The sequence below is a fragment of the Blautia sp. DFI.3.45 genome (assembly GCF_020593505.1).
GTDB lineage: Bacteria > Bacillota > Clostridia > Lachnospirales > Lachnospiraceae > Blautia_A > Blautia_A wexlerae.
Window position 1 is genome coordinate 1 of the sequence record NZ_JAJDMI010000013.1, and the last position, 26,674, is coordinate 26,674.

The window sequence follows — 26,674 nt, forward strand, 5'->3', positions numbered from 1 at the left end:
TATTAATTTGGTTAAAATAAACAATTTAAAATGTTTTTCAGACACGCTCTAGAGCAGGGAAAGATGTTTGTAAAGGTTTTGAAAACCAACGATACCTGGTATGGTATGACCTACCATGAAGATGTCGCAGCTGTAAAGGACAGCTTCAAGAAGATGCTGGAGAACGGCGTATACAAGGCTGATCTGTTCAGTGATCTGTAATGGAAGCAATAAAGGTATTAGCCAAAATTCTCACAAACATCCTGACTGCTTTGTACGAGCCGTTTGGATTCTCGCTCCTGCTTTCATTCTTTGCCATGTTCTTCTATCTATATGCATATGAACCTGAAGAGGCTGGCAAAGGATGGAAGAGTGCCATAGTGACCTGGTATCAAAAATTCAAGGGGAGCGTGTTCTTTCGGAAGTTATTCTTGCTGGCTTTTGTAACATCGATGATTTTGTTTAGGACGTTACTAAACCGTAATCTATGGCTAAATCCTTTGTCCGATGTCATGGGTGGTTGGGGCATCTGGGAGACTGTGAATGGCGAACAGAAGCTGACCACCGAGTGCATCGAGAACGTAATTATGATGGTGCCATTTTCAGCAGTAGTGATGTGGACGTTCGGAGAGAAGATAGGAAACAGTTGGAAGAAGATACTGTGGTATAGCGGAAAGATAGCATTTATCTTTTCGATAAGCATAGAAATGCTGCAATTATTGCTTCGCTTAGGAACGTTCCAGCTATCAGACATCTTCTATAACACAGTCGGTGGAATGATCGGTGGATTGATGTATTGTGCGGCGATGAAGGCAAGAAAGCATCTGTAAAACTGGATGAAATTGTGATATACTGGGAGCGGATGCTCCCTACGCTGCTCTAATAATATCACACACCTCTCCGTGGTGAGCAGCGGGCAACGATCTTATGATCGGCTGAGATGTGAGAAAAGAAATCTGTTAGATTGGAGGGATTTCGTAATGACAAGTCTTGAAATGAGAAATTTGATATTTGAAGCTCTTGCAGAAAAAAATCCAGAAAAGACTCCTTGGAAAAAGACATTTGAAATGTACGGCTATAGGGGAACTGTTTCAGCTCTGCGAGCATTAGTCGAGTATATCGGCATTGAACATGGCGTGATAGAAAAAGTGGTAGAAATCCCGACAATGGCATGGGGAGTTCCGGGTGAATATCCATATTATCTGAGCAATACAAATTTAGATAATGATAATCTGGATTTGTTTAATGAAGAAGTTCATTTGATGACATATCATAATATTTTATCTCCTGGTGCAATTGGTGGTTACGGAGATAGCCTTCCATATTTTCATGTTACGAAATATGGATTGAAATGTATAGAAGAACGCGATATTTTTCCATATGACCCAGATGCCTATATGCAGAAGATTTCTTCGATTTCATCTATTGATGAATGGGAAAAATTCTATATTGAACAAAGTTTAAAATGCTATAATGCAGATGCGTTTGAATCAGCACTTATTATGCTTGGATTGGCTGGTGAGTATTTGGCAACGCAACTTATAGAAAAAATGGAAAGCTTTCTTGCTAATAAAGAACCGACATTACAAGCAACTTATGTAAATGCTTTACAGGGGAAGAATGTGGTTTCGCAGCGGTATGCGGAATATGAAAACATATTGCTAGAAGTTCTTAAGTTGAAAGATGCGACTACAAATCAGATTAAATATCCGACAGTGAAGGGTTTGTCGCCTTCGCTTGATAATGCGGCAAAGGCAATATATGCTACATATTTAAGATTAACTCGCAATGAACTGGCACACCCGTCTGGATTAAAAGTAGACAGAGTGCAATGCCTTTCTTTGATGACAAGCTATATCAAATACTGTGAGACACAGCATAAATATTTGGATTTTTATACTGCGAATTCATGATATTGCCCGTCCCCCAACACAGTGCTATACTTAAACAACTAATAAAGGAAAGAGGTTATCACGATGCCCAGAACGAAAGGCAGCAAAAACCGTCCCAAAACTAATAATGACTACGCATCCCAGATCGCAGAGAAGCAGGAATATATCACTTCCCTGACTGCTGAGATCGCATCCATCCAGAAAGCGATTGAAGAGCAGAAGAACACATTAAAAGAGAAGAAGACTGCTCTGAAGAAGGCCGAAAAAGAAGTGGCAACCCTGGAAGCGAAGAAGGCAAAGTCCGATGCTAAGGCTGCTGAAGAAGCAAAGAAGACCGAAGCAGAGGCTGTGCTGAAGAAGCTGCTGGCAAGCGGGATGAGTGCGGATGAGATTCTGGAAAAGCTGAAATAACAAGAACCCAAGAAAAAAAATAAATGCCGTGTGGACAAACTGAACTCCAGGAGTTCACACGGTAATTTTTGAAGGTTGTCATATAGTTTATAACGAAAATAAAAGAAGAGCAAAATTTAAAGAAATGGAGCGCGACACAAAATGAATTTATCAAAAGTACATCATATTGCAATTATCGTATCTGACTACGAAGCAGCTAAGGATTTCTATGTGAACAAGCTGGGCTTTTCTGTCATCAGAGAAAACTACCGCCCGGAACGCGAGGATTGGAAGCTGGATTTACGTGTCAATGAGCACACAGAACTGGAGATTTTCGCTGAGAAAAACCCTCCGAAGCGTGTGAACCGCCCGGAGGCCTGTGGCCTACGTCACCTTGCGTTCTGCGTTGATAGCGTGGAGCAGACGGTCAGAGAACTGGCGGAAGTTGGCATTGAATGTGAGCCAATCCGCGTGGATGATTACACCGGCAAGAAGATGACTTTCTTCCACGACCCGGATGGTCTGCCGCTGGAGCTGCATGAGTAAAATGAAGAAAACAAGAAAACCCGGCGGCGGTCGGAAGAAGCTGAAGCCGGAGTACGATGCCGGAAAGAATTTGAAAGAGCAGATGGATGCGGCTGTGGCGCTTTATAATTCTGAGATGTCCTTGCAGGCCATCGGCGATGCTCTGGCTCTAAACCCCATCAAGGTACGGAAGCTGCTCATCACGGCAGGTGTGTATGAATCAGAAGTGGCGGAAAAAGTAAAAAACACTTTTGAAGAATACAGAGAAACACAGGACTATAAAACCTCCATACTCTCAACTGCAAACACCCTGAAACTCTCCAAAGCCTCCGTCACTTCGTACCTGCCTTATAAAAAAGGCGTGTACTTCCCAAGTACAGAGAAAGAAAAGATCAGTGTCGGAGCAGAGCGGCAGAGAAGATACAGAGCAATGAAGCTGTGGAGGGCTCATCCGACAGAAGAAAACCTCTGGGGTGTGGTTCTGGCCTATGCCGGGATAAAATTCAAAACCTACTCCGGGTTGCCATTCTCTTACGAAATAAAAAAAGGTAGGAACGGCGAGTACACGAAAGAGCTGTGGATCGACCGCCGGGAGAAGAGTAAGAGTTTGGCATGGAGTTCTATAGTTTTGGCACTGGGAAATATAAAAGAAGAAGTAGTAGAGAGACCCAAAGCTCTGGGCAATATCCGGGGAGTGACTTACATTTATGGGATGTTCTATCGGTTTGGACTGATTGATGTGCCGGATGAAGTGAAGGAGAAGATGGGACATCCGAAAACCCGCAAAAAATAGGTTGCTATGTACAGAAGTGTGCGGTAATATGTGCCATAACTGAGGATGTGAATCTCAGTTGGGAAGGATGGTAGCATTATAGAAAAATTGAAGGAAATGCTGGAGGAGTATTTGAAGAAAACAGAGCCGGAGTATTACCCGCCGGTGGAGAACCTGCTGGATCTGATCTACGAGCATTACACGGAGAATAATCCAGTAGAGAAAAACACAGTTGCCGGGAAAACTGCAAAGGCCAAGGAAAAGGAGCTGGAAGAGTGGCTGCGTGGGCTAGATGGTATGGATAGGTTGGTAGATGATTATGTAGGAGATAAGATTCCGCTCTGGGAAAAGATCATGGACCGGCAGGGGACGGTGTGCTGCGCATGGGAGAAGACCGCTTTTGAGGAAGGACTGAAAGTCGGGATACGACTTATGATGGAAGTATATAGTTTGTAACGGAAATAAAATGAACTCCTGGAGTTCAAAAAAGCCCTCGCTTGTTACGGCGAGGGCGTGTGTTCTTATTTTTCAGGATTTTCAGCTTTTTTCTTTTTTGGTGCAATTTTGTGGCCTGAGTAGATTGCCATGCCCATGCAGACCAGAGAGCCGCAAGCGAAATACTTATGAGCCTGCATCAGTTTCTTGCAGCCTGTGTAGAAGCACCCTGCCATGCAGGCAAGTGCGCCGAGTGACCAATATTTATGTGCTTTCATTTTGTGTGTCCTCCTTATCTTCTTTCTGTATTTTGAGCAATTCCTCGATTTCCGTTTTACTCGCCGGCCGTACTGCCTTTTTATTATTGTGTGCTACCGCTCCACAGTCAGGACAACGGTCGGGTAGCTTCTCTGCAGAGAAGCAGTAGCGGCAGGCATCGCAAAAGTAGTAATTCAAGTCATATTCACCCCAATCTCTAATATATCTTCAAATGCAATAATGGTCGGCAGCTCTTTGCCGGTATCATTTATAAATCCTGTGTAAATTCGTAGTTCTTTAGTTATCGCATCCACAGCATCCAATACTCCGGCTACATTCTCATAGTAGCCGTCCGTGAAATATTTTATTGTGAGCTCTTGTCCTTTTCGAAGCTGGCTGATCTTTTGGCTCAGAGCTTGCTTGCCTTCTTCAGACAGCTCGATTCTGTTTCCTTTGAGATGATCTCTGCCTTCAGAAGTAATCTCATCCTCATAGCCTCGCAAGGCGGCAAAAGGAGAGAAGATTTTAGCGCGATTTGACATCGGCATCCGGGGATGATTATGTGGCGGCTCCGGGCGGGAAGCATGGAGTATTTTGCCATACTTACTTTGGACGGATCTGCCTTCCGGTGTGTTCTTGTAGTCCATGTTCTCCCTCCTCACTTGGCCTTGTGGCCGCCTATCTGTTGATTTCTTTCTCTCATCGTAGCGCCGTCCAGATAGTTGGTTCCTTTTAGTACAGCGTTCTTGCCGAACTTCTTCTTGAGACCCAGCATCGCATTCTGTAGCTTTTTCTCTTTTTCCAGTTTGGTTGTGTCCGTGAATAGGTCAACTTGGAAGAATCCCTCATCTTTGACCACACGGTTGGCAGCTATTGTGATCCGTCTTACCGTCAGGGTTTTATCAGCTATTCTCTCGAACAGCTCAGTTGTGGCAGAGATCAGGATGCTTCCGAGGTTGGTCGGATTATCCAGTTTTGTGCTGCCATGAGCACCTTTCGGAACAGTGCGGCCGTAGTGGTCAATGTGTACCGGACCTCTGTACTTGCCGCTGTCACAGTTTTCACGGTCATAGCCCACATCCAGTGTCAGGCTGTCCGTAACCAGACCTTTGTCCGTCAACTGTAATACTAAGCTGTCAGCCATCTCCATGACAATGATTCTGGCTTTGTCATATGGGTAAGGGCAGGAGAGTACCTGACCTTCGGAGATGCTGTTGGTGCTGGGCTTGTAGGCTTTGATTTCTTTCATACCGCAGGGCTCCAGCCCCCAGGCATGGTCAATCAGCAGTTCGGCGTCAACACCGAATTCATTATATAAGATATCCTGATTGACGGTGCTGAAATATGCCAGCTCGCCCATCGTATGGATGCCGTGCTTTTCTAGTCGCTTGACGGTACCGGGACCAGTCATCCAGAAGTCTGTGAGAGGCTTGTGATCCCAGAGGAGATAGCGGAAGCTCTCTTCATCCAACTCAGCGATGCGGACTCCGTCCTTGTCAGGCGCAGCGTGTTTGGCAGTGATGTCCATTGCCAGCTTCGCCAGATATAGATTGGTACCAATCCCGGCGGTGGCAGTGATGCCGGTCGTATAAAGCACTTCCCGGATCATTGTCATGGCAAGGTCGTGTGCGGTCATATTATAGTGGGATAGGTACGAGGTGGCATCGATGAACACCTCGTCGATGGAATATACCACGATGTCCTCCGGGGCAATGTATTTCAGATAGATGCCATAAATCTGCCGCGACACCTTTTCATAATATGCCATCCGGGGTGGTGCAACAAGGTAAGAGAGTTCGAGTGATGGGTCGGCGGCAATCGATAAGGAATCATAGGAAGCAGAGGAGAAGAATGGCCTACCGTCCTTATACACGGCTTTTCTAAGTCGTACCGCTTCCCTTAACCGATTCGCATTGACCTCCTTGACCTTCTGCACGACCTCGAACAGTCTGGCGCGACCCGGAATGCCATAGGCTTTCAGGGAAGGAGACACAGCGAGACAGATAGTTTTCTCAGTGCGGGAGGAATCTGCTACGACCAGATTTGTAGTAAGCGGGTCGAGGTGTCGAGCAGCGCATTCCGCACTCGCGTAATAGCTTTTAAGATCTATTGCAAGATATGTGCGTTGCATCGTGTGGTTCCCTCCTTTCTGACTATGTCCTTGTTATATTGCTGTTAATGTCCGGATCTCTCAACGAACCACCGGCCTAACCGACCGTTGAAGTGTGGATCAAGATGCTCAAAGAACAGATGCTTTTCCTGCCCTTGGATGAGCACAGTAAAGCAGTCACCAGAGTAACCGTTGTCTGCGGTTCCGGCAGGGCGGAAATCACGCACAGTTTCGATTGGGAAGGTACGTCCATCCGACCAAGTGATCGATGTCGGCTGCATATAGCCTGTAGAATCAAAGTCGGAGGATACCTTTACATAGACTCGTTCTTTTGTCATAAGCAGTCACCTCCATGTTTAATCATAGCACTTAGAGCAATTTTTCATGGAATCTTTCAGAAAGTTGCTCTTAAGCTCCGGCACAGCAGGAAGCTGGTACCCTTTTGCGGTAAGAATGTTCAGTTTAAAATCAACAAAGTTTTTTTCGACTCCAGCCACCTGTGCAATCTCCTCAAGGGTGGCGAATCCTGTATGCGTGTATTGAAAGTCTTGCAGAAGCTCGTGGTATTTCAAGGCACGGTATGTGCTGGAGCAGTGGGTTGGCAGAGAAGCCTCCATCTGAAGCCTGTCGGCATTAAATTCATAGAAGCCGATTGGTTTCAGCACATCATCATCTGACAACAGCAGTTCAGCAGCAAACGTATTCGCCCTGCGTTCTGCTTTTGCGTTGCTGAGACTATAAAAATATGTATCTTGGAAAGCCTGACCGGATGCCGCATGTTTCCGGTCAAAGATAGCGTGCCCAAGTTCGTGAGCCAGTGCGGATCTGCGTTGCTGCTTTGAGCAGTTTGGATTGATGCCGATGTATTCGCAATTTAGAAGCACCGTGTAAAACCCAAGGAGCTCTTCGCAGAACCGGATGTCTTTAATTTTAATGGCGCGCTGGGCAATGATAGCTTCCGGGTCATTGCTTTTGTATCGGCGGCTTACAGCGTCGGCGGCAGTAATAGCAAAGTTGTCCAACAGCGACTCCTTTCCTCTGCAATTCAATTACAGATATTTTTTAGGAGTAAACTTTTTTGCCTCTTCTTTTGCGTCAAGGAAGAGGGCTTCCATTTCCTTAATGAAATTAGCCTGATCTTCTTCGGACAGCTCGCCGCCTGCAAAAAGGGCAGAGGTCTGTTCTTTTATTTTCTTTGCCTGCGCTACACCGCGGGAGCCATACTTCTTACGGACATCAGCGTAGAATTGGTCATCGCTGAGTTCCTTCTGGAAGGTGGCATCATCCATAAAGTAGTCGGTCGTGACACCAAGAGCAGCAGCAATCTTCTGGATTGCGTCCACGCTTGGTTCGCGTTCGCCGGCTTCGATATAGCGGATGGCACGATCAGACATGGATGCTCGTCTGGAGAGTTCGGCCATGCTCATACCTTGTGCGGTTCGCAGAGCTTTGATCTTTTCGCCGTTGGTCGCATTCGGTGTAAGTGCAGTGGCTGCCTCAGCCCGGACATCCTGTGTGTTTAGTAAGTTCGTATCTTTTTTCATGTCATGCCTCCATGTGGGATATTTTGCTGTTTTTTGCCGGAAGGGAAAGTTGCCGGTGAGAAGCAGCGATTTTTTTTGTAAAGCCTACTCGACTCAACATTTAGAAGAATTTTCAGCAGCAATGGATGAGGAAGATTATGAAAAAGCAAAAATGCTTTATGATGAGTTAAAGGAAATGGTGAGTCCAGGAAGTAACGAAAGTAAGATTTTAAAACTGGATATGGAGATGATTGAAGCAGATGATAAAGCTTGAACGAGGAGAAAGACCAAAAGAACTCACAGATGAAGTCTGTGAAGAATTAAAAAAGTTGTATGCAGAAGATAGGGATAAAGATGTCTGGAACTCAACTAAAATTAAGAAGCCATTAAAAGAAGCTATGCTTGATATGAGTCATGGAAAATGTTCTTATTGTGAGTGTAGGTTAGAGATAGAATCTAAAGATGCGACAATCGACCATTTTTTGCCGAAGTCTAAAAATCCAGATGAGGTAGTAAACTGGGAAAATCTTTTTCCATCTTGTTTACGATGTAACAGAAAGAAAAATAATCGTGAGGAAAAAATTATTAATCCATGTGAAAATGAACCAAGGGAATATCTCGGAATCGTAAATGCTAATCGTTTCAGATTTAAAGCAATTGATTCCGGTGGAATTGGAGAAAGTACGATTGATGTAATAGGACTCAATGATATTCGGCGAGTGATGGTTCCAAGAATGGAAGAGTGGGAATCATTAAAAGAGCGTTTAATGGAGATTGAAACTGATTTAAAAGAAGAGGGATTTAAAAAGAAATACAAAAACAGATTACGAAAAATAATGGAAAATTGTTTACCAGATATGTCCTATTCAGCAACTAAAGCGACAAATCTTTTAAATGATGATACTTATAATGAAATAAAAAATATTCTTCTGGAATCAGAACAGTGGACAGCTGATTTAAAAAAGTTAGAGGAAGATATAGAACATATCGCATTAAGATTAGTATAATAACAAGACTCTCACATGATTTATATTAAGCATATTTCATGGGGAGTCATTTTTATGTATGCGTTCCAATTATATAAGCATAGAAGAAAATTCCGTTATTTTTCAGATTGTGTAGCAGATTCTTATGAAAAAGTGTTTGGAATCATCTTGACAATATGTCGAATACGACATATTATAATTATAAAGAGGAAGGAGCATTCTAATGTACGAGAGCATTTTATATGATACAGAAGATGCCCTGTGCAGGAACTATTAGATTCCCTGGATCCTAAGTTGCTGGCAAAAACTTTGCGGACAATTGACTTACTGGAAATGAACGGTCCATTACTTCGTGAGCCATATTAAAAACGGAGAATGGGATATTTGAGCTTCGCACCAAGCAGGGATCAGATATTACAAGAGTACTGTATTTCTTTGTTGTAGGCAAGAAGGCGATACTGACCAATGGATTTATAAAAAAATCGCAGAAGACACCAAAGGCAGAAAAAGAACTGGCAAAGAAGTATAAAGCAGATTATGAACGGAGGTATGGCAATGAGTAGCTATAAAGATTATAAAAAAAGAGCATTGCAGAATCCGGAGGTAAAGGCAGAATATGATGCATTGCAACCGGAATATGATATTATCCAGGCGATGATTGATGCAAGAGTGCAGCAGAATATGACACAGAAAGATTTATCAGCTAAAACCGGAATTACGCAGGCAGATATAAGCCGGATTGAGAACGGAACAAGAAATCCCAGCCTGAGTATGGTGAAAAAACTTGCACAGGGATTAGGGATGCAATTAAAGCTGGAATTTGTTCCGATGCCAACAAAAAATAAAATGTAAAGAGTATGAGAAAATGGGAACTGTACTTAATCAAGCAAAAGAAGCATTGCGAACATATGAACAAGTAAAAGAAGATGCTAAAAAATGTATTCTATGCATACTAGTACAGCGAAAATTAAGTTTCTGCTATATTGACGCAGGATGATTTCTTCAGCTGCAAGGCGGAGGAATGAGGCGTAGCGGTGGCTACGGCGATTGACGACAACGCCGCAGATGAAAAATCAGACAAGTCAATATAGCAGTTACTTAATATTCGCTGTACTAGAGAGGGTAATCCGAGTATGATGGATATATTAGCATCAGAAAAGGTAAGGGATGATGCTGGAATAGCAATATAAGATACTATGTTTTTTGTATCTATGAAGGAATTAGGTTCAATGATGGATTCACGGAGGAGCAACATGCTACAAATATTCAATTACAATGCAGGCAAAGGAGATTGCCTTCGCCTGCGCTACACAGGAGCATCTGGTATATCGCATAATATTTTAATTGATAGCGGTGAGATACGTTTTGGATTAGAATTTGAAGCGATTTGCAAACAAATCGTGGCAAATCACGAAAAAATTGATGTAATGGTGCTTTCGCATGTAGATATGGATCATCTGGGCGGGCTTCTGTACAACCTACGCAATAAAATAAAGCTGAGTATCGAAGAAGTCTGGATGAATCATGGCAGCTTAATGGGGAAAAATGCAGAGTTATCTGTGAAACAAAACGATGAAGTCTATACCGCACTCAAAGAACAAGGAATACCAGTTAAACCGGTGATAGCAGGAACGACCTATGAATTAGATGGAGCAGTTTTTCGAGTTTTATGGCCGGATGAAGAAACATTATATCGGTTGTTTCCGCAACCGCTTGGTAATGTAGTGCTCGGAAAGCCATCTGACTATGGATATTCTTTTGGAGAGTTGATGAATATGCCAATTAAAGGAAAGGATACCAGTCCTAACAATCGGGCAAGCGTCATTATGGAGGTCGCATATAAAGGGCAGAAGCTTTTATTTACGGGAGACGCTTGGGCGGAGGATATTTTGCAAGTTGTGGGAAATAGTAGCTATGATTTTATAAAGCTTTCGCATCATGGTTCCGTGCGAAATCTTTCAGAAGAGTGGAGTGGAAAGATAAAATGTCAAACTTATATGATTTGTGCGGATGGAAGTACTCATCCGGATAAGCAGACAATTGCAAAGCTTTTGAAGTGGAATGATGAAATTACAATTTATGGTTCGACAGACTGGTGGACGAGTATGTTGAATATTGAAGAGCAAGCAAAGTTGGAAAAGATACATTTTGAGGAAGGAGAATATTTATGGAAGCTTCCAAAGAAAGAATAATTGCTCAATTAGAACTGGAAACGCAAGAGTATTCGGTTTTCATCACAGATGAAAAGAGAACGTCGTCGGGAAGCGGAGTTTTATTTTATCCGGGAAGCGGAAGTAATCTTTATATCTTTACCTGTGCGCATGTACTAGATAACTTGGAAGAACCATTTCAGATTTATTCTTTACTTCCGCTAAATCGGGAGCAGGAACTATATCGGGTAGAAAAGCTGGAAGCGATGCGGGAGCAAGTAAAGTATTCTCCAATCGATAAAGTGAGTGAGAGCGCAGGAGGAGTAATAGAACATTCCATCGATGCAGCAGTCATTTGCTTGGAAATTAAAAAAGAGATAAGTTTGGAAACGACGGATTATGTGATTGGTGAAGCACGTAAAGGAGATGGCGTGCTGGCACAGGGCTTTCCGGGAAGTGAAACAGAGATTGAGGAACTTCTAAATTATGTGGAAGGTACATATGGAAGGATACTTCATAATGCGAATGATAAAGAGGTGTTATTGTGGCAGATAGAAGATGCTCATGTAGACTCTGGCAATCGAGTATATGAGCTAAATGGCTTTTCAGGTTCACCTGTGTGGAGTCTGGAAGCAAATGAAAAAACAATTGTTGGCTTATTTACAAGTGGAGTTGGAAGAAGCGTTTATCGAGGAAAGGTGCATGCTCTGAAGATGGAAGCCATAAGAAGTATTATGAAAATATTTTTTCAGATAAGGATGGAATCGAGAATACTTGGAATTCCAAATGAAGAGATTGCACCCCAAAAGGATAATCCGACGTATATTAGTAACGAAGCACAGCCAGAAATTAGGGATTTCTATGACGAATGGTTGGTTGCGCAGACCGAAAAGGTGAGAGCATATATTGATGATGTGAAATTTCAGAATGCGATTAACACAGCAAAAATGGCAATAAAGGATCAACGCTTTGAAAAGTGCAGTAAGAAGATAGCATGTACGCATATAAAGCACTTGTTATATTGTTATGAAGCTTGTCTTTTGGACGATGAGTATGAAGCTTTGGAACAGGAAATGCAGAAGAGAGGTTTTTTGGATGGGCATGATCCGTTGCGTTGGATTACGTTTAATTTTGGAAAGAAACAGTTTAAAGAAATAATCGCGTTTACAGAAGCGCTTTTACAAAAAGGTAATTTGGATGAAAAAGTAAAGATAATTGCAGAAGTATATGCCAGTATCAGTCGAGCTTATGTTGAAGATGCTCCGGTTGAAGAAACGATTGGAAAATTTCTCGATGAAAAAGAATGTTTGACGATAAAGATTGAAGATATGGAAACGGAAGCACTTGTCTATCAAATGTTGGGCTATGTGTATGGAGAGCATTATAAGCAATATGTGAAATCTGTCCGATGCTTAAATCGTGCATATCGATTGGGACAAGATCATGCAGTGCTTGAATCGCTTGGCTGTGCATATCATCTTTTGGCAATTCATGATGCACTTAGAGCAGACAATACTATAGAGATAGAAAAAGTGGATCGCAGTTCACTTTATAAAGCAAGAGAATGCTTCCTGATTTTATTAGATAAAGCAGATGAATTATATCTTCAGGCGATGATGAAACGAGAGGGAGGCATTATATATGACACGTTTTTCTTTGAACAAGACAATTATCGAATTTTGACGCTATATCCGACTTTGATTAAAAATTCACCGAATGATGTGAAGATAAAACGTGATTTTGAAATGAAGTATGCAAAAATAGTATGTCAATCCGGATATATTAATTTGACACAGTTCCATTATTTGACAGAAGAGGATAAAATTTTGCTCTCTATATTGGAAGAAGAACATGCTATGCTTCATATACTTGATTTTAAAAATCCTGAAGTTTTGAGAAGAAATTCGGATTTGGATCAAAAGCTATATGCTGTTCTGAATAAGGCAGAAAGGAGTCTGGCGAAGATCGATGAAAAAGAGCAGCTTTTGGTGAGGGCTTTATTGTTCAATCTTTATAGATGGGGAAAATATCTTTTTGGATGGAATACAATTTTCAATATGGAACGACATCTGGAATATATACGAAAGAATGGGAAAGAGGAAATGGTGATAACTTTTGAAAACTTTATCTATGAGTGTTCCCATGAGCCAGAAGAAGCGGAAGAGAGGTATATTAATAGTTGGAAAAAGAATCCGTGTTTTGAGTTATGGAAGGAAATTTTGCAGTTTTATAAAAGAAATAGTATGTTGGATAAAGCGGATGCTATGTTTGAAACGCTTTTCACAGAGCATACAGAGTATGTAGAAAGCGAGCCGGAATATGCATTTAGAGCATATATCAGTTATATTCTCGATTATCGGAGAGACTTAAAAAAAGCGTTGCATTTTTATATGATTCATAAGGATGAAATGAAAGATGAGATAGTCAGAGAGTTGTGGGAATCAGAGCTGATGATGTGTACAAATAGTTTTAATAATCCGGATGAATTTGTAGAAATGAGAAGCGTTTTGGTTGAGCAGGGCTTGATGTCGGAAAATGAGTTCCATCGAATTTCTTTGGTTGCGTATATGTGTAATCTTGATAGTGAAAATGCATGGAAATATTTCAGTAAAGAAAATCCATTATTCGGTAAGTTTGATAAAGCAGAAAATGAAGGTGTTTTTTTAACGAATGAAGGGGCACGATTTTTAGTATGGCAGAAAAAGTATCCTCCACATATGGAACGGGAATGGAGAGGAATCAACATTCAAGGGGCAAATGCAGCGAAGAGCTTGTTTGAACAAGAAGAGTGGCATCTTTCGCCAAAGAGCATTGCGAATAAATTACAATATGAAATTCATAAATCAATCGCAATCGATACGTGGGGATTATATTTGCTTGCAGTTGAAGAGAAGTTAGATCTCTTAGAACGGTTTGATCAGATATATGTCACACATTTTTCAGTGAGTAGAATGTTGGAAGAAATAACGCATTTTAAGAATGAAAATATGGAAGTAATACTTGCCTATCTTGAGAGTGCAGAGCATGTAAAACTGCAATCTCCAAATTTTGAAGTGCAGTTAAAAGTTAGAGAAAACGTAAATTACTATGAACCTTGTAGCACCATCGCTATGGCGGTTGAAGCAGAGATACCGGCTATTATAGGAGAGACCATGTTAGCACAGAATCTAATCGATAGATTTAAAAATTATATTGTCCGACCAGATGAGCTAGAAGAGATGATGGGGATAGCGTGTAACAGTTGCTTCGTGAGAGAATACCAAAATAACAAGGGATAAGTATTTACGCCTGCTTTTGTTGTAAAAAATGAAATGATGTACGAAAAAGATGTATAATGATTTTATATGTACCAATGCTAAAGATATGTACTATGAAGTGTTGGCTGTCTAAGGTAGGCGTGATAGCATTGCGGAATGTCGTGGGAAAGGAAGTCGTGGAGACGATGAGTCCGGAGTTTGTGGACTTTATACAGGAGGCGTATCAGCGCTTGAGGTGGGGCGAAAAATAGTGGCAGTACGCAGGTAGACTTGTTGGCTTGCTATTTGATCTGCTAAAAATTCATTAGGAAAGTATCAGATTCAGAGCAGATAAAAAGAGCAGTTCTGAGATGAATTAGAACTGCTCTGAATGCGATTCTTTCCAATTGTATCATATAGGTAAAGTAGAAGATTTAAGAAATATTATAATGGGAGTTTCAGAAGATGAAAAATAAATGATGGTGAGTTAAACTACCCCTAATTCATGTGAACATCCAGTAATTTTTCCACCTAAAGAAAAAAGAACGAAATAAAATCATAAAAAATCCCGGTTTTCTGCGGTTTTCCATTGCAGATAACTGGGAAATATAGTACGCCTATTTTAGACGGATAACCGCCTAAAAGGAGGGAGCTATGTATCTGGATTTTTTAGTGAAAGTACCAACCGTAAAAGGCAAGATCACACGGAGAAAAAAGTCAAATGTTGTATATATAGAGTATGAGTATGACCGGGTTTATGATCCATGAGTTACGGAATTACCGTGAAAAGATTTATATTTCTTATGATTCAACGAATAAAAACTGTCAGGCTGGAGACATAAAAATGGTTGAATTTGGGCATCCGAAAGTAGATATGGGAGAGCCGGTATTTAATTATGCAGTTGCGTATGATACTCATAATCAGGAACCATTATTTTATGAAAAATATCCAGGAAGTCTGAATGATATCTCCCAGCTTCAGTTCATGCTGGATAAAGCATCCGGATATGGTTATAAGAAGATTGGATTCATTCTGGACAGGGGATATTTCAGCTGCGAGAATATACAATATATGGATAAATGTGGGTATAGTTTTGTTATCATGGTGAAAGGGATGTCTGCCCTTGTGAATGAACTGATCCTGGAAAATAAAGGGACATTCGAAAATAAGCGGGTAAACAATATCTATGAATATGGAGTTTACGGAAAGACAATACGGCACAAACTGTATGCAAGTGATAAAAAAGAGCGTTATTTTCATCTGTATCATAGTATTTCCAAAGAAAGCGCAGAACGGATAGAGATTGAAAATCGGATCAACCAGATGACGCAGTATCTGAAAAAGTACCAGAATAAAGTAAAGGAATTCGGTCCTGGATTTGAGAAGTATTTTAACCTTCATTATGATGAAAAGAGTCAGGCTTTTATACTACCAGAAGAACGGTGCAGTGTGGTAGAAAGAGAACTGGATCTGGCAGGATATTTTTGTATCGTTACATCGGAAAAGATGAGTGCGAAGGAAGCAATCGAACTGTATAAGAGCAGGGATGTATCGGAGAAACTATTCCGCGGAGACAAATCATATCTGGGGAATAAGAGCATCCGGGTGTATTCAGAAGAATCAGCAAGAGCGAAGATATTTGTTGAATTTGTAGCCATGATAGTGCGCTGCAAGATGTATATAAAACTAAAAGAAGAAATGAAAAAACTGGATAAGAAACTGAACTATATGACTGTACCGGCGGCAATAAAAGAGCTGGAAAAAATAGAAATGGTACGTCAGTTAGACAATATATACCGTCTGGATCATGCAGTAACAGCGAACCAGAAAGTAATATTGAAAGCCTTTGGACTGGATGCGAATAGTATAAAATACTTTGCGTCAGAACTGAGTAAGGAACTGAAAGAAGCAGAATAAGGAAGGAAAATAAAGATGGCAAGAACAAGAAAAACAAGTAAGGAAGCATTGGAAGAAAAGATTGAAAAAGCAGAGGCTGATGTGATCGCAGCGAAGAAAAAGTATGATCAGGCAACAGCAAATCTGAAAGAACTGTTAGACAAGCGGGATGCCATAAGAAAAGAAGAGATCCTGTCAGCAGTTGTAAAAAGTGGGCGGTCATATGAGGAGATCATGAACTTTTTAAATGCAGGATCAGATGGAGAAAAGACGGAAAAATAGAATTGTTTTGAGTCGCAGATATAGCGACACTTGATTTAGGCGGAAAAAAACTGGAAGTTCACAATGAGCTGAAGGATTTTTAGACGAGCACAAAAAAAGGGTAAAAATGGTAATTTACAGAAAATTCAGTTAATTACTTGTAAAAATAGCTCTAGGAAAGCAGTAAAATCAAGGGTTCCGAGAAGCTACCGTAGAAACGAAAGTAAGCCCGAAATTCCGAAAAGAAAAAGAGAGCATCAGATATATCCAAGAGAAGAATCTCCGGATATGCTGATGCTTGACTTGTTTTTAGCTCATTTAAAGACAATGAGGAGCTGTCAGAAGAATATGGGGCTATCGTATAGATGTTTTGAGTTAAGAAGGGATACGTGGAATGAATAAGTAGAATTCTGTAGTTGCTATGTTCCCTCAAAAGATATATACTTAAATTACAAATAAAAGCTGGTCAAGGGAGAGACTTATGGATGTGAAAGACAGTATTTCTGTAACACTAAAGACGATAGATGGAAAAGAAACGAAAGATCAGTCAGCAAAGAATATTTTTTCATATAAACCAATTATGAGTAATATTCTAAAATATACTGTAGAAGAATATAGAGACTGCTCCCTGGAAGAAATTATGAATTGTATAGAAGGTGATACGATTCAGATAGGAACCGCGTTGGTAGAAGAGGATATGGCAAAAACCATACGTGGAGAGGATACAGAATTTCATACGACAGATGAAGCACCAGCAGCATTTGATATTCTGTTCCGTTCTTTAAATCCAAAAGCAGAAGGAAAGCTTCTGGTAAATCTTCATATTGATTTTTAGATACAGCAAAATTACACACTGGGTTATCCGGTTGTAAAAAGAAGTATATATTATGGCTGCCGTAAATTGTCTGCACAATTAGATAAGATAGGGGAAAATGGAAAAGGATATGGTCATTTAGAAAAAGTGTACAGTATCTGGATCTGCCTCGATAATATTCCCAGGAAACTGGAAAATACCATATCATATTATAAGATGCAGAATTACAAAAATGAGGGAATCAAAGACAAAGAGTTCCGAATTGATTCCTGGGAATCAGATCTTTTGGAGATTATAATAGTACGGCTCGGTGGAGAAGGACAGGAAGAAAAGGGACTTTTGGATCTCTTATATGGATTATTTTCCGGAAACCAGAAAAAAGTATTATCATATATTCCAGATTCGGATAATCAAGTTCGTCAGAAGGAGGTGTCTGATATGTTAAGTATGATTTCTTATGCAGAGGAAAATGGAATAAAAAAGGGCGAAAAAAAAGGTGAAAAAAAGGGTGAAAATCGATTAGGAGCACTTATAAATATTCTATTAAAGAATAAACGTTATTCAGATGCTGAGAAAGCATCTGAGGACGAGGTGTATCGTGAACAACTATATAAAGAATATAAATTATAGAAATGGGTGGTTATTTTGAAAACTCCGGGGACTTAAATTTTCGACGACTGGTGATGCTCGAAAGGGTGCTCGTTTCAATCGGAATTGGAGTCTGCATCCTATGAAGTCCAGGTTTTAGTTTTTGCCATTCTAAAGATAGTCTCAGCATATTGTGCTTTTGTCAAGGACATTGAGGTCAGACCGTGCGTCCAGCAAAGAGCATGCAGTCCGACAGGTGGAAATTATAATATAATAAGATTTAGGTAATTAAACAATATCGCATACATAATACAGAAAATGTACTATTTAATCGGAGAAAAATATGTATAGAGAAAGAGTGAACGAAAAACTACCGACAGAATATTTGTTGCATGAATTTGATGAATTGATTTCCTGTAAGAGCCTTGGTAGTTATAATTGTTGTGAAATGGTTTCGATATATCTATGCCAAAGAGAAAAGGAAATGCCGGATAATGTATATACAATTTTTGTATTTGAAACAAGACCGAACGTAGAAAAGAGCTCGGAGAGACTTTTAAAAAAGCTTAAAAGTATTACTGATACATATTCATTAGGAATACAGAGAAAGGTGCTGGATGTATCAGAAGTTCGAAGTATTTTTGAATTGTTATGCAACAGTAGAGATAAGAAGGAAGTAGACATCGGAGATGGAAGGTTAGAAACAGGATATCTGGAAGGGGTATCGAAAGTTTTTATTCAGCAGGACAGTACAAAAGAGATGCTTTTAAACAAAGTATTAAAAAATAATTTTATTAATGGAAGTTATATTTTGGAATTTTTTGACTGTGATAAAAAGATTGTAAATGTGTTGAACACAGTGCAGTTCAGAAAGATGACAGATACAATATTCGATGCAATTCCAATTGATTTGTTTTCTGTATCAGATCGTATTGGGAATTTTGTGTTTCAATTTCCGTCAACGAATGTAAGGGTTTCTTATAAAAAAGATGATATGGAGAGACAGTTAACGTATGATGTGTCATTTGATAAAGAATGTGAGTCAGATGATCAATTTCTGGTATTGTCAGAAGGCGTTTTTGATGATTCGATTATTTCATTTGGTACCAGGACATTTAAACAGGAAGGATGTAATACTACATTTGAAGTTGGTGATGCTTCCCGATTTTGCAGGACAACGATAATTGATGTAAAACGGCAATTGATTTTGTCGCGTCAGGAAACAAGCTTTATAAGAAGAATGACGTATGTGCTGCAGATGGGTGCACAGTATGGAGAACAGCGTATCATTTATGATGAAACAGGACAGGTTGTTGACATTATTGAACCCATATCAGCGGAGAATGTTAATATTATAGAACAACCTGTTATTCGGACGCGAGATAGTCATATACATAAGCGTCAGTATAGCAGACGAGTTGATGAGTTATATGCCAGAGCTGAGTTTAGACGGTATGGAAGAGATTCAGAACCGCAGAAAGCTTTGAAAGATGTGATTGCATTGATGAATCGTGCACAAACAGGGAAGGTGTATCTGTGGGATCCTTATCTGACAGTTGAGGATATTTTACATACTTGGTATTTTACGAAAAGTATGAATGTAACGTTATATGCAATTACATCTGGTGAAATTGCCGAAAAAAGTAAAATGAGTGTATGTGATTGGATAGAACAGCAGCAGGAAATTATGGAGAAAAGGAGTAATCATTATGGTATACATGTAGAGCTTAGATGCCAGTGGGCTGATTATGGTTACAGTTTTCATGATCGTTTTCTCATGGTGCTTAATTTAGATCAGGATACCTCTTCTGTCTGGTCACTGGGTACATCTGTGAATAGCCTTGGAAATAAACATCATATTATTCAAAGTGTGGAACATTCACAGATGATGATAGACGCATTTGAAGAATTATGGAATGAGTTGGATGCTCCGGAATGCCTGGTATGGAAGAAAGGAGTATGATGGAGAAGACAATAAAAAAAGATATTTGGGAAATGATCAGTTCGGTGAGTTATAGTACTCATATTGCTGGTAACGCAGGAAGGGCTGATCAGAAATTTTTTGAACATTTGCAGGAAGGTATTGCTGATAATGATTTGGATAAGATATATGAATTCATTGATGCGTATGAGAGGGGAAAAAGTATAAAACCTGATGAATTAGTCTGCAGATTGTTTCAAAAAGCATATAGGGAGGACTCTGCACGTTTATGCCAGCTTTTGGCAGAGAAAAATAACATTGTAGATTATTGGATATTTCTTTCAACTTGCTGTGAAACAGATATGCTTGTGGATTTTGCAAAGATGGATGTAGCATATCCTTGTTTCTATTATGAATGTGCCAGGATTTTGTTGAAACGGACATCGGGTATAGATGAAAAATGCAAAGAGGCAATAATTGCAGCGGTCAAGAGAATTGCTGACAGGGATTTGGCGTTGTGGGAGCGCTGGGTACAAAGAAAGGAACATAATACAAATTGGCAGCAGCTTCTTTTTAGCGTTCTTTCTAAAGTCAGCAGAGAAGCGCTGAAGCGTTTTGCACAGACAATCAATCTGGATATGATGCTGCAGAATCATAAAGAGGATATTGTGGCTTGGGAATTTGAAAGGTTATCGGATACATCAAAAAAATATATCTTAGAAAATATAAGTAAAGATATTTTGGAGAATTGGAATTTATTGTTCGAGAAAAAGAAGAAAAAACATGAGAATTTAAGAGAAATATGGTTTTCTGGTTACTTTAGTTTAATTTTGAATTCTCTTCAATATGATTTGAAAAATAAGGAGGAGTGGAAACTTAGTTTTTTAAATTACGAAAAAATATTAGAAAAAGATATGTATGCATGGTATGAGAAAACGACACATATGTGTTGCGCTTTTTTCTATGATATAACGCAGATATTTTATATTGTACTGGCAGGGCAGGAAAAGCAGATTATAGAGGCGGATGAAAGCGTGACTCAAAGTATCAGGAAGATACAGTTATTTATACGGCGGCATGAGGATTACTGGAAGGATCATGTTAAACAAAAAATAGAACTGGAACATAGACTAGAGGCGATGTTGTAGATTTAAGTGGAAATTCATAACCAGTAAAGGACAAAGGATGAATATTTTAATAGTAGGAAATGGATTTGATTTGGCACATGGTTTGCCCACGAAATATGCGGATTTTCTGAAGTTTATAGATTTTTTTTACAAGCATAAGGCACAAGAAAGTTCAAGATTAGAATTGATTGCGGGAGAGGATATCAATTGCTATAAGTATTTTACAGACTTATTTAACAGTAAACAAGATTCTGAATTTGATCAGTATTTATATGATCAATCAAGAAAAACAATTCATGAGTTAAGTGATTTGTGCAAGGATAATGCATGGATTAAATATTTTTCAGAGGTGTATAAAAGCAGAGAGCAAAAAGGAAAAGACGGGTGGATTGACTTTGAAAGTGAAATTTCCCTGATTATACAGACATTCAACAGTGTAAGCAGGGATATACAAGAGACCATACAAAAGGGAGGCGTAGGAACGGTGCTTTCACAAAGGCAATTAAACGTTCTTGCACTATTTTTGGAAAAGATGGATAGTTCATCAGGAATGGCGACCCATGTCTGGAAAAAAGAAGAAATTGACTTTTGGAAACAGAAACTTCTGGAAGATCTGAATAAACTTACACGTGCACTTGAAATTTATCTCTCAGATTATATTAGCAATTTTATGCTGGGAAATGGACTGCCAGATATAAAAAACTTGCCATATTTGGACAAAATTTTATCGTTCAACTATACATGTACATATCAGAGGATATATGGAGAACATCCGTTTTTGGAGTTTGATTATGTGCATGGAAAAGCTGATTTAAGGAATGATATCCAATCTACAAATATGGTGCTTGGAATTGATGAATATCTGGAAGGAGATGCGAGAGATAAAGACCTCGAATTTATAGAATTTAAGAAATTTTTTCAAAGAATACATAAGGAAACAGGGGGCTTATATGAAGGCTGGCTTGAGGAAATTCAGTCTGAGAAAAAAATATATGAAATATCAGCAATCGTTAAAGAGAATGGAATAGTTAAAAAGCATCACAGAGTAGTTAAGTACCATAAAGTTTTTATATTTGGACATTCATTAGACATTACGGATAAGGATATATTAAGAAAATTTATTTTAAACGAAAATGTTAAGATAATAATTTTTTACACCGATAAAGAGGATTATAAAAAGAAGATTATCAATCTGATAAAAATTATAGGGCAGGATGAATTGGTAAAGAGAACGGGTGGGAAAAATAAAACAATAGTGTTTCAAAAGATAAATACGTGCACATTGGAATCTGATTCCATGAGGGAAAAATAAAAAAGAATAAAGCAGGGGAAGATTTGTGAATTCAGACAATAGTGCATTTCAGTTTGCTCTGAATTCCAGAATATATGTGGATAAGACAGATCTTATTAGTATGCACGATGGAGAAAGAGATGAAGAAATGTCTTGTCAATGATTGACAATCGGTAGTATATCTGCTATATTGAGACATATATCTGAGAAAAATCGTTAACCGTTCGGTTATTTAATTTCCCTGTGTGACAATATGATAGAAATGATATACAGAAAAACATGACATATTAAAAGTAAAGGGTGATAAGATGCTTACAATTGTAAATGGAGTTACATCTAAACAGGTGCTTGCAAATGAAATTATAAATCTTTTGGAAACAATGGGATTAGACGGATATTTTTATTTGGGCTACCCTGTTTTAGGGGGAATTGATGGAAAAATTAAAGTTGATGCATTGTTAGTGAGCGAACAGACGGGTATTGTGCTTTTTGATCTGGAAACATTAGCAGAAGAAAATATGGAAGATAAAATTCAGTTATTGGATGAACTATATAATAATATGGAAGCCAAGCTGAAAAGATATGGATATCTGTCAAAAAGACGAGTTTTACAAGTGCCGATTAATGTACTGTCTTATGCACCCCTTTATAAAACGAAGAGTGATGAAATTTGTACATCAATAGAAGAAGTAAAGGAATATTTAGAAAGTCTGGAATGGAAACAGGGCGAAGAATATTATAAGAAATTACTGGAAGCGATTCAGATGATTTCACAACTGAAAAAAAGAGGTGGCAGAAAAAATCTTCAGAAGGCTTCGTCAAGGGGATCAAAATTAAAAGCAATTGAAGACCAGATTTCCTGCCTGGACAAGTATCAAAGTAAGGCAGTCATTGAAACGGTAGAAGGTGTTCAACGAATCCGGGGGCTGGCAGGATCGGGAAAAACAATTGTTCTGGCATTAAAGGTAGCATATCTGTATACTATGTATGAAAATAAGATGATAGCAGTTACATTTAACAGCCGGGCATTAAAGGGTCAATTTATTCAACTGATCACAAACTTTATTGTTGAAAATACAAATGAGGAACCTGATTGGAGCAGAATTAAAATAATTCATGCATGGGGAAGTAAAAATTCAGAAGGTCTGTATTTCAATTTTTGTAAGGCAAATAATCTAGTTTGTTATGATTATATGGATGCGTGCCAGAAATATGGAAGAAATTCATCTGCTTTTGACAGAGTATGTGAAGAAGCCGTAGAATCAGTAACGAATCCCCAGCCATTGTATGATGTGATTTTAGTAGACGAAGCACAGGATTTTTCAAAATATTTTCTTCAGATGTGTTATATGTCACTCCCACATGAAAGCCGTATGCTTGTATATGCATATGATGAACTCCAAAGCCTGGATAACAAAAACGTTGAATCTCCGGAAGACATTTTTGGATACAGTAATGGACGGCCGAATGTAGTGCTTGATAACAGTAATGGTAAGGCGGAGGATATTGTCTTATCAAAATGTTATCGTAATTCAAGACCAGTTCTTATTACAGCACACAGCCTGGGATTTGGAATTTACAGAAAAAAAGAGGCACGGGAGGAAACATCGTTAGTTCAATTATTTGAAGATAAACAGTTATGGGAAGATATTGGATATACAGTGAAAGAAGGTGTGATCAGAGATGGAGAATTTGTAACGCTATATAGAACAGAAGAAACAAGTCCTGCATTTTTAGAGGATCATTCGTCAATTGACGATCTTATACAATTTAGAAGATTTGAAAATAATGTACAGGAAGCGGATTGGATAGTTGAAGATATCGAAAAAAATCTGCATGATGAAGAATTAAGATATCAGGACATTATGATCATTCACCCTGATCCCAAAATTACGAAGAGTTACGTGTCACATATCCGTGTTAAATTAATGGAAAAGGGAATTAAATCGCATATTGTTGGGGTACAGACAACACCAGATGATTTTTTTCAGGAGGATTCTATTGCAATCTCTCAGATTTACAGAGCAAAAGGAAATGAAGCAGCAGTTGTTTATCTGATAAATGCGGATCTTTGCGCAAGAGGCATCAACTTATCAAGAAAACGAAATATTATATTTACTGCTATGACAAGATCGAAGGCATGGGTACGGGTTAGCGGAATCGGAGATGATATGGATCTGTTAATACAGGAGTTTAACAGCGTTAAGGAAAGGAATTTTCAATTAGAGTTCACGTACCCGGACAAATCACAACGAAAGAATATGAGAATTATTCATAGAGACATGACTCAAAATGAATTAAGAGATATCAGAAAAAGCAATTCTAATCTGGCGGATATTACCAGTAAACTTGCAAATGGAGAAATTCGAAAAGAAGATTTAGATGAAGATACTGTGAATCGCTTAAAGGATGTGCTGTATAATTGAAAGAACAAGAAAAAGTATTTCGAGAGTTAAAGAAAGTTACAAGGGAATTGATCAGATGTGGACTGGCAGAAGAATATAACTATCCTGTAATTCAACAAATGGATATTGTATGGGAAAAATATCAAAATATTTCGTTATATTTAAGGAATATGGATTACAGTACAATTTATGATGAAATAGAAAAAAATCATAATTATAATGTTAAATTGCCAGATGGTGGTATCATACAGTTGATGTATCGCTTTAATAGAACGGGAACAGAATTGATTTCGCACAGATTGGGGTATTATCCATCACCGTCGTATGAACTTTATCAGAATGATCCGGAATTATACGATGTTGACTATATTTACGGAGATATTTTAAATAAATCTGTATTGCCTGTGATTATTCGAGCTGATTACAATCGAGATCCGGAGGAGAGCGAACTGCATCATCCATATTCACATATTACTTTAGGGGGATATAAAAATTGTAGAATTCCTGTAGATCGTCCAATATCACCGATGAAATTTGTGAAATTTATTATGGAACATTTTTATTATGTTCCGAGTTCACAGTTGGAATTCAATTTTGAAATTGAGGGTATAGTAGCTTTCGAAGAACATATTGCAGAAAAAGACATAAATAAGAGCAGAATAATAGTATGAAAATGGAGAATGAAATATGGAAATTGTTAGAGAATCTATATTCATACAAACAGCTATAAAATTATAGTGTAAATTATAGTAGAAAAGTAATTGACATATTCATGGTGGCAAGTTAATATAATATTAACAACAGGCAACATGAGTGTCTGTCAAGCGTTGAAGTAAGGTGTTGTGCCAGGAGGCAGTGCCTTACCAGCTTTATAAGGGTTTAGCATTTACCACAATCTGGCTAGGGAGCAAAAGCTCTCAAAAGAAAATGCTGGGAGGCTCTGCCAAGTGCAGGGCCTTTCTTAATTTTATTATGAAAATAAAGGGAGTTGCGGAAAATATAGATGAGAACAGTTGTTGATTGTGTATCATCATTTATTCTTCTCTTATCAACAATCAACAGAGTATGAAATTGTTCTGGGAAGAAAAAATGTTGCGGTTAAACTTATAATAACGTTTGATAAGAAGGACTGTTTTCATTTGATGGGATTACATATATTATACGACAGATTGAAAAAAGATGTAAAATAGCAAGATTGCCTGATGGAAAATATTTATTCCATCAGGCAATCCTATGTAAACATTTCTTTAGTTTTGATTATTCTGCAGATTCTTTAGAAACAGAATTTTTCTTTTTTCTGGATTTACCAGAAATCATTTTATGACCGGAGTAGATAGCCATAATCATGCAGAGAAGAGAGCTGCAAGCAAAATATTTGTGAGCAGTTTTCATGTTTTTATAGCCGGTATAAAAGGTTCCAATCATGGCTGCCAATGCACCAAGTGACCAATATTTATGTGCTTTCATTTGAATATACCTCCTGCGTTTTTTTATATAATACCTCTTTTTAGAAAGCATGAAAACAGGAAATTTATAAATTCTGTTCTTTCTCAATCTGCTGTTCCTGTTCGTAGCTCTTCCCAAGGATCATATCAATATTGGCAGACACGGTACGAAACTCCCGTTCATAATTCCGGCGGTTAGAAAAATCTTCCCGTTGCATATTTCGCAATTCAATAAGTCGGTCTTTTTCAGCATAGAGGGCTTTCGTGGAGGGCAGCTTATTTCCGACAGATTTTTCTTTCAGTGTTCGGAGAGCTGTATCATAAAGAGAAACTTTTTATTTTTATGGTAATAGCTGTTTAGTTTCTGACATTCAGATTACAAACCTGTTTGCGGCAGAGTTATTGATGCCGTATGAAGTCTTTCGGAAAAATTTCTTTGCACATATGAACGAATTGGAAATAACTCCCGGGAAGGTACGGTTGGATGAGGCTATCCGTCTGATTGTTTGTCGGATGAGTGATTTTTTGGTTCCTTATGTGATTAGCATAAATTAAGTCTGCGAAGCAAACGATACTCCTTGGGCTTTGCACAAGGAGATTCATATTTAATGTATTTCACAGTGTATTACTGGACGCGGAGTGAACAGTAACCAGTAAATAAACAATTTA

The 26,674-nt window shown here is 38.8% G+C and carries 27 protein-coding genes and 2 pseudogenes; 22 read left to right on the forward strand and 7 right to left on the reverse strand.

What is annotated here, in order from left to right:
- Positions 1–63 precede the first annotated feature (63 nt).
- The 7 genes from LJE09_RS06530 to LJE09_RS06560 all read left to right on the forward strand — a co-directional run bounded on the left by LJE09_RS06530 (position 64) and on the right by LJE09_RS06560 (position 4,014).
- Positions 64–201, forward strand: a complete 138-nt coding sequence (locus LJE09_RS06530) for a hypothetical protein (RefSeq protein WP_227311065.1) — start codon at positions 64–66, stop codon at positions 199–201.
- A complete protein-coding gene (locus tag LJE09_RS06535; RefSeq protein ID WP_055058495.1) occupies positions 201–809 on the forward strand; it encodes a VanZ family protein in 609 nt (202 codons plus the stop codon). Before LJE09_RS06530 ends, LJE09_RS06535 begins: the two co-directional genes overlap by 1 nt.
- A gap of 150 nt (positions 810–959) precedes the next feature.
- A complete protein-coding gene (locus LJE09_RS06540; protein WP_055058494.1) occupies positions 960–1,892 on the forward strand; it encodes a hypothetical protein in 933 nt (310 codons plus the stop codon).
- A gap of 63 nt (positions 1,893–1,955) precedes the next feature.
- Entirely contained in the window at positions 1,956–2,282 is a 327-nt protein-coding gene (locus LJE09_RS06545) for a hypothetical protein (protein WP_055058493.1), read from the forward strand.
- Between the two features lie 141 nt (positions 2,283–2,423).
- A complete protein-coding gene (gene gloA2, locus LJE09_RS06550) occupies positions 2,424–2,807 on the forward strand; it encodes an SMU1112c/YaeR family gloxylase I-like metalloprotein (RefSeq protein ID WP_055058492.1) in 384 nt (127 codons plus the stop codon).
- Position 2,808: 1 nt separating this feature from the next.
- Positions 2,809–3,579 (forward strand): hypothetical protein, encoded by a 771-nt coding sequence (locus LJE09_RS06555; RefSeq protein ID WP_227311066.1) that lies wholly within the window; start codon positions 2,809–2,811, stop codon positions 3,577–3,579.
- 111 nt (positions 3,580–3,690) lie between these two features.
- A complete protein-coding gene (locus tag LJE09_RS06560; protein WP_155512383.1) occupies positions 3,691–4,014 on the forward strand; it encodes a hypothetical protein in 324 nt (107 codons plus the stop codon).
- Between the two features lie 65 nt (positions 4,015–4,079).
- Here LJE09_RS06560 and LJE09_RS06565 read toward each other — a convergent pair whose 3' ends face one another.
- The 6 genes from LJE09_RS06565 to LJE09_RS06590 form a co-directional block, all read right to left on the reverse strand.
- Complete coding sequence (locus LJE09_RS06565; protein ID WP_055058490.1) at positions 4,080–4,271, reverse strand: DUF6219 family protein; 192 nt, start codon at positions 4,269–4,271, stop codon at positions 4,080–4,082.
- 174 nt (positions 4,272–4,445) lie between these two features.
- On the reverse strand, positions 4,446–4,898 hold the full coding sequence (locus LJE09_RS06570; RefSeq protein ID WP_055058489.1) for a YolD-like family protein: 453 nt from the start codon (positions 4,896–4,898) through the stop codon (positions 4,446–4,448).
- A gap of 11 nt (positions 4,899–4,909) precedes the next feature.
- Positions 4,910–6,382: a Y-family DNA polymerase gene (locus tag LJE09_RS06575; RefSeq protein ID WP_173681000.1), complete on the reverse strand. Its 1,473-nt coding sequence runs from the start codon at positions 6,380–6,382 to the stop codon at positions 4,910–4,912.
- 44 nt (positions 6,383–6,426) lie between these two features.
- Positions 6,427–6,699, reverse strand: a complete 273-nt coding sequence (locus LJE09_RS06580; RefSeq protein ID WP_173681001.1) for a hypothetical protein — start codon at positions 6,697–6,699, stop codon at positions 6,427–6,429.
- 18 nt (positions 6,700–6,717) lie between these two features.
- On the reverse strand, positions 6,718–7,383 hold the full coding sequence (locus tag LJE09_RS06585; RefSeq protein ID WP_215680368.1) for an ImmA/IrrE family metallo-endopeptidase: 666 nt from the start codon (positions 7,381–7,383) through the stop codon (positions 6,718–6,720).
- A 27-nt stretch (positions 7,384–7,410) separates the two neighbouring features.
- Positions 7,411–7,905: a helix-turn-helix domain-containing protein gene (locus tag LJE09_RS06590; protein WP_118633131.1), complete on the reverse strand. Its 495-nt coding sequence runs from the start codon at positions 7,903–7,905 to the stop codon at positions 7,411–7,413.
- Positions 7,906–7,960: 55 nt separating this feature from the next.
- Here LJE09_RS06590 and LJE09_RS06595 point away from each other — a divergent pair, with 55 nt between their 5' ends.
- The 15 genes and pseudogenes from LJE09_RS06595 (at position 7,961) to LJE09_RS06665 (ending at position 25,231) form a co-directional block, all read left to right on the forward strand.
- The gene (locus tag LJE09_RS06595; protein WP_147413757.1) at positions 7,961–8,158 is read left to right on the forward strand and encodes a hypothetical protein; all 198 of its coding nucleotides are present in this window, start codon (positions 7,961–7,963) and stop codon (positions 8,156–8,158) included.
- The gene (locus LJE09_RS06600; protein ID WP_118633133.1) at positions 8,145–8,891 is read left to right on the forward strand and encodes a retron system putative HNH endonuclease; all 747 of its coding nucleotides are present in this window, start codon (positions 8,145–8,147) and stop codon (positions 8,889–8,891) included. Before LJE09_RS06595 ends, LJE09_RS06600 begins: the two co-directional genes overlap by 14 nt.
- A gap of 202 nt (positions 8,892–9,093) precedes the next feature.
- Positions 9,094–9,433, forward strand: a pseudogene (locus LJE09_RS18725) (type II toxin-antitoxin system RelE/ParE family toxin).
- A complete protein-coding gene (locus LJE09_RS06610; protein WP_044952070.1) occupies positions 9,420–9,722 on the forward strand; it encodes a helix-turn-helix domain-containing protein in 303 nt (100 codons plus the stop codon). The pseudogene LJE09_RS18725 and the gene LJE09_RS06610 overlap by 14 nt, the downstream one beginning before the upstream one ends.
- A 401-nt stretch (positions 9,723–10,123) precedes the next feature.
- The gene (locus LJE09_RS06615) at positions 10,124–11,062 is read left to right on the forward strand and encodes a ComEC/Rec2 family competence protein (RefSeq protein ID WP_118633134.1); all 939 of its coding nucleotides are present in this window, start codon (positions 10,124–10,126) and stop codon (positions 11,060–11,062) included.
- Entirely contained in the window at positions 11,038–14,298 is a 3,261-nt protein-coding gene (locus LJE09_RS06620) for a hypothetical protein (RefSeq protein WP_118633135.1), read from the forward strand. The genes LJE09_RS06615 and LJE09_RS06620 overlap by 25 nt, the downstream gene beginning before the upstream one ends.
- 724 nt (positions 14,299–15,022) lie before the next feature.
- A pseudogene (locus LJE09_RS06625) lies at positions 15,023–16,174 on the forward strand (IS1634 family transposase); the annotation flags it as partial.
- 15 nt (positions 16,175–16,189) lie between these two features.
- Entirely contained in the window at positions 16,190–16,435 is a 246-nt protein-coding gene (locus tag LJE09_RS06630; protein ID WP_008704376.1) for a hypothetical protein, read from the forward strand.
- Positions 16,436–16,895: 460 nt separating this feature from the next.
- Positions 16,896–17,249, forward strand: a complete 354-nt coding sequence (locus tag LJE09_RS06635) for a hypothetical protein (RefSeq protein WP_055058992.1) — start codon at positions 16,896–16,898, stop codon at positions 17,247–17,249.
- Positions 17,250–17,666: 417 nt separating this feature from the next.
- A complete protein-coding gene (locus tag LJE09_RS06640; RefSeq protein WP_133303294.1) occupies positions 17,667–17,858 on the forward strand; it encodes a hypothetical protein in 192 nt (63 codons plus the stop codon).
- A gap of 442 nt (positions 17,859–18,300) precedes the next feature.
- On the forward strand, positions 18,301–19,779 hold the full coding sequence (locus LJE09_RS06645) for a VPA1262 family N-terminal domain-containing protein (protein WP_227311068.1): 1,479 nt from the start codon (positions 18,301–18,303) through the stop codon (positions 19,777–19,779).
- Positions 19,776–20,885 carry a hypothetical protein gene (locus LJE09_RS06650; protein ID WP_055058989.1) on the forward strand — a complete coding sequence of 370 codons (1,110 nt, stop codon included), beginning with the start codon at positions 19,776–19,778 and terminating at the stop codon, positions 20,883–20,885. Before LJE09_RS06645 ends, LJE09_RS06650 begins: the two co-directional genes overlap by 4 nt.
- Before the next feature lie 37 nt (positions 20,886–20,922).
- Positions 20,923–22,176 carry an AbiH family protein gene (locus tag LJE09_RS06655; protein WP_118575916.1) on the forward strand — a complete coding sequence of 418 codons (1,254 nt, stop codon included), beginning with the start codon at positions 20,923–20,925 and terminating at the stop codon, positions 22,174–22,176.
- A 287-nt stretch (positions 22,177–22,463) separates the two neighbouring features.
- The gene (locus tag LJE09_RS06660; protein WP_118575914.1) at positions 22,464–24,581 is read left to right on the forward strand and encodes a DEAD/DEAH box helicase; all 2,118 of its coding nucleotides are present in this window, start codon (positions 22,464–22,466) and stop codon (positions 24,579–24,581) included.
- Complete coding sequence (locus tag LJE09_RS06665; protein WP_055152347.1) at positions 24,578–25,231, forward strand: DUF2290 domain-containing protein; 654 nt, start codon at positions 24,578–24,580, stop codon at positions 25,229–25,231. Before LJE09_RS06660 ends, LJE09_RS06665 begins: the two co-directional genes overlap by 4 nt.
- Before the next feature lie 586 nt (positions 25,232–25,817).
- On the opposite strand, the gene LJE09_RS06670 is transcribed toward LJE09_RS06665, so the two are convergent.
- On the reverse strand, positions 25,818–26,027 hold the full coding sequence (locus LJE09_RS06670) for a DUF6219 family protein (protein WP_008704367.1): 210 nt from the start codon (positions 26,025–26,027) through the stop codon (positions 25,818–25,820).
- Positions 26,028–26,674: the final 647 nt, after the last annotated feature.

What these genes read in the sequence shown, in the direction of transcription:
- LJE09_RS06535 (WP_055058495.1), top strand. Translation starts at nt 201, where the DNA reads ATGGAAGCAATAAAGGTATTAGCCAAAATTCTCACAAACATCCTGACT.
- LJE09_RS06655 (WP_118575916.1), top strand. Translation starts at nt 20,923, where the DNA reads ATGAATATTTTAATAGTAGGAAATGGATTTGATTTGGCACATGGTTTG.
- LJE09_RS06575 (WP_173681000.1), bottom strand. Translation starts at nt 6,382, where the DNA reads ATGCAACGCACATATCTTGCAATAGATCTTAAAAGCTATTACGCGAGT.
- gloA2 (WP_055058492.1), top strand. Translation starts at nt 2,424, where the DNA reads ATGAATTTATCAAAAGTACATCATATTGCAATTATCGTATCTGACTAC.
- LJE09_RS06660 (WP_118575914.1), top strand. Translation starts at nt 22,464, where the DNA reads ATGCTTACAATTGTAAATGGAGTTACATCTAAACAGGTGCTTGCAAAT.
- LJE09_RS06645 (WP_227311068.1), top strand. Translation starts at nt 18,301, where the DNA reads ATGCCGGATAATGTATATACAATTTTTGTATTTGAAACAAGACCGAAC.
- LJE09_RS06620 (WP_118633135.1), top strand. Translation starts at nt 11,038, where the DNA reads ATGGAAGCTTCCAAAGAAAGAATAATTGCTCAATTAGAACTGGAAACG.
- LJE09_RS06635 (WP_055058992.1), top strand. Translation starts at nt 16,896, where the DNA reads ATGGATGTGAAAGACAGTATTTCTGTAACACTAAAGACGATAGATGGA.
- LJE09_RS06670 (WP_008704367.1), bottom strand. Translation starts at nt 26,027, where the DNA reads ATGAAAGCACATAAATATTGGTCACTTGGTGCATTGGCAGCCATGATT.
- LJE09_RS06615 (WP_118633134.1), top strand. Translation starts at nt 10,124, where the DNA reads ATGCTACAAATATTCAATTACAATGCAGGCAAAGGAGATTGCCTTCGC.
- LJE09_RS06640 (WP_133303294.1), top strand. Translation starts at nt 17,667, where the DNA reads ATGTTAAGTATGATTTCTTATGCAGAGGAAAATGGAATAAAAAAGGGC.
- LJE09_RS06630 (WP_008704376.1), top strand. Translation starts at nt 16,190, where the DNA reads ATGGCAAGAACAAGAAAAACAAGTAAGGAAGCATTGGAAGAAAAGATT.
- LJE09_RS06565 (WP_055058490.1), bottom strand. Translation starts at nt 4,271, where the DNA reads ATGAAAGCACATAAATATTGGTCACTCGGCGCACTTGCCTGCATGGCA.
- LJE09_RS06610 (WP_044952070.1), top strand. Translation starts at nt 9,420, where the DNA reads ATGGCAATGAGTAGCTATAAAGATTATAAAAAAAGAGCATTGCAGAAT.
- LJE09_RS06530 (WP_227311065.1), top strand. Translation starts at nt 64, where the DNA reads ATGTTTGTAAAGGTTTTGAAAACCAACGATACCTGGTATGGTATGACC.
- LJE09_RS06570 (WP_055058489.1), bottom strand. Translation starts at nt 4,898, where the DNA reads ATGGACTACAAGAACACACCGGAAGGCAGATCCGTCCAAAGTAAGTAT.
- LJE09_RS06540 (WP_055058494.1), top strand. Translation starts at nt 960, where the DNA reads ATGACAAGTCTTGAAATGAGAAATTTGATATTTGAAGCTCTTGCAGAA.
- LJE09_RS06545 (WP_055058493.1), top strand. Translation starts at nt 1,956, where the DNA reads ATGCCCAGAACGAAAGGCAGCAAAAACCGTCCCAAAACTAATAATGAC.
- LJE09_RS06600 (WP_118633133.1), top strand. Translation starts at nt 8,145, where the DNA reads ATGATAAAGCTTGAACGAGGAGAAAGACCAAAAGAACTCACAGATGAA.
- LJE09_RS06580 (WP_173681001.1), bottom strand. Translation starts at nt 6,699, where the DNA reads ATGACAAAAGAACGAGTCTATGTAAAGGTATCCTCCGACTTTGATTCT.
- LJE09_RS06555 (WP_227311066.1), top strand. Translation starts at nt 2,809, where the DNA reads ATGAAGAAAACAAGAAAACCCGGCGGCGGTCGGAAGAAGCTGAAGCCG.
- LJE09_RS06590 (WP_118633131.1), bottom strand. Translation starts at nt 7,905, where the DNA reads ATGAAAAAAGATACGAACTTACTAAACACACAGGATGTCCGGGCTGAG.
- LJE09_RS06650 (WP_055058989.1), top strand. Translation starts at nt 19,776, where the DNA reads ATGATGGAGAAGACAATAAAAAAAGATATTTGGGAAATGATCAGTTCG.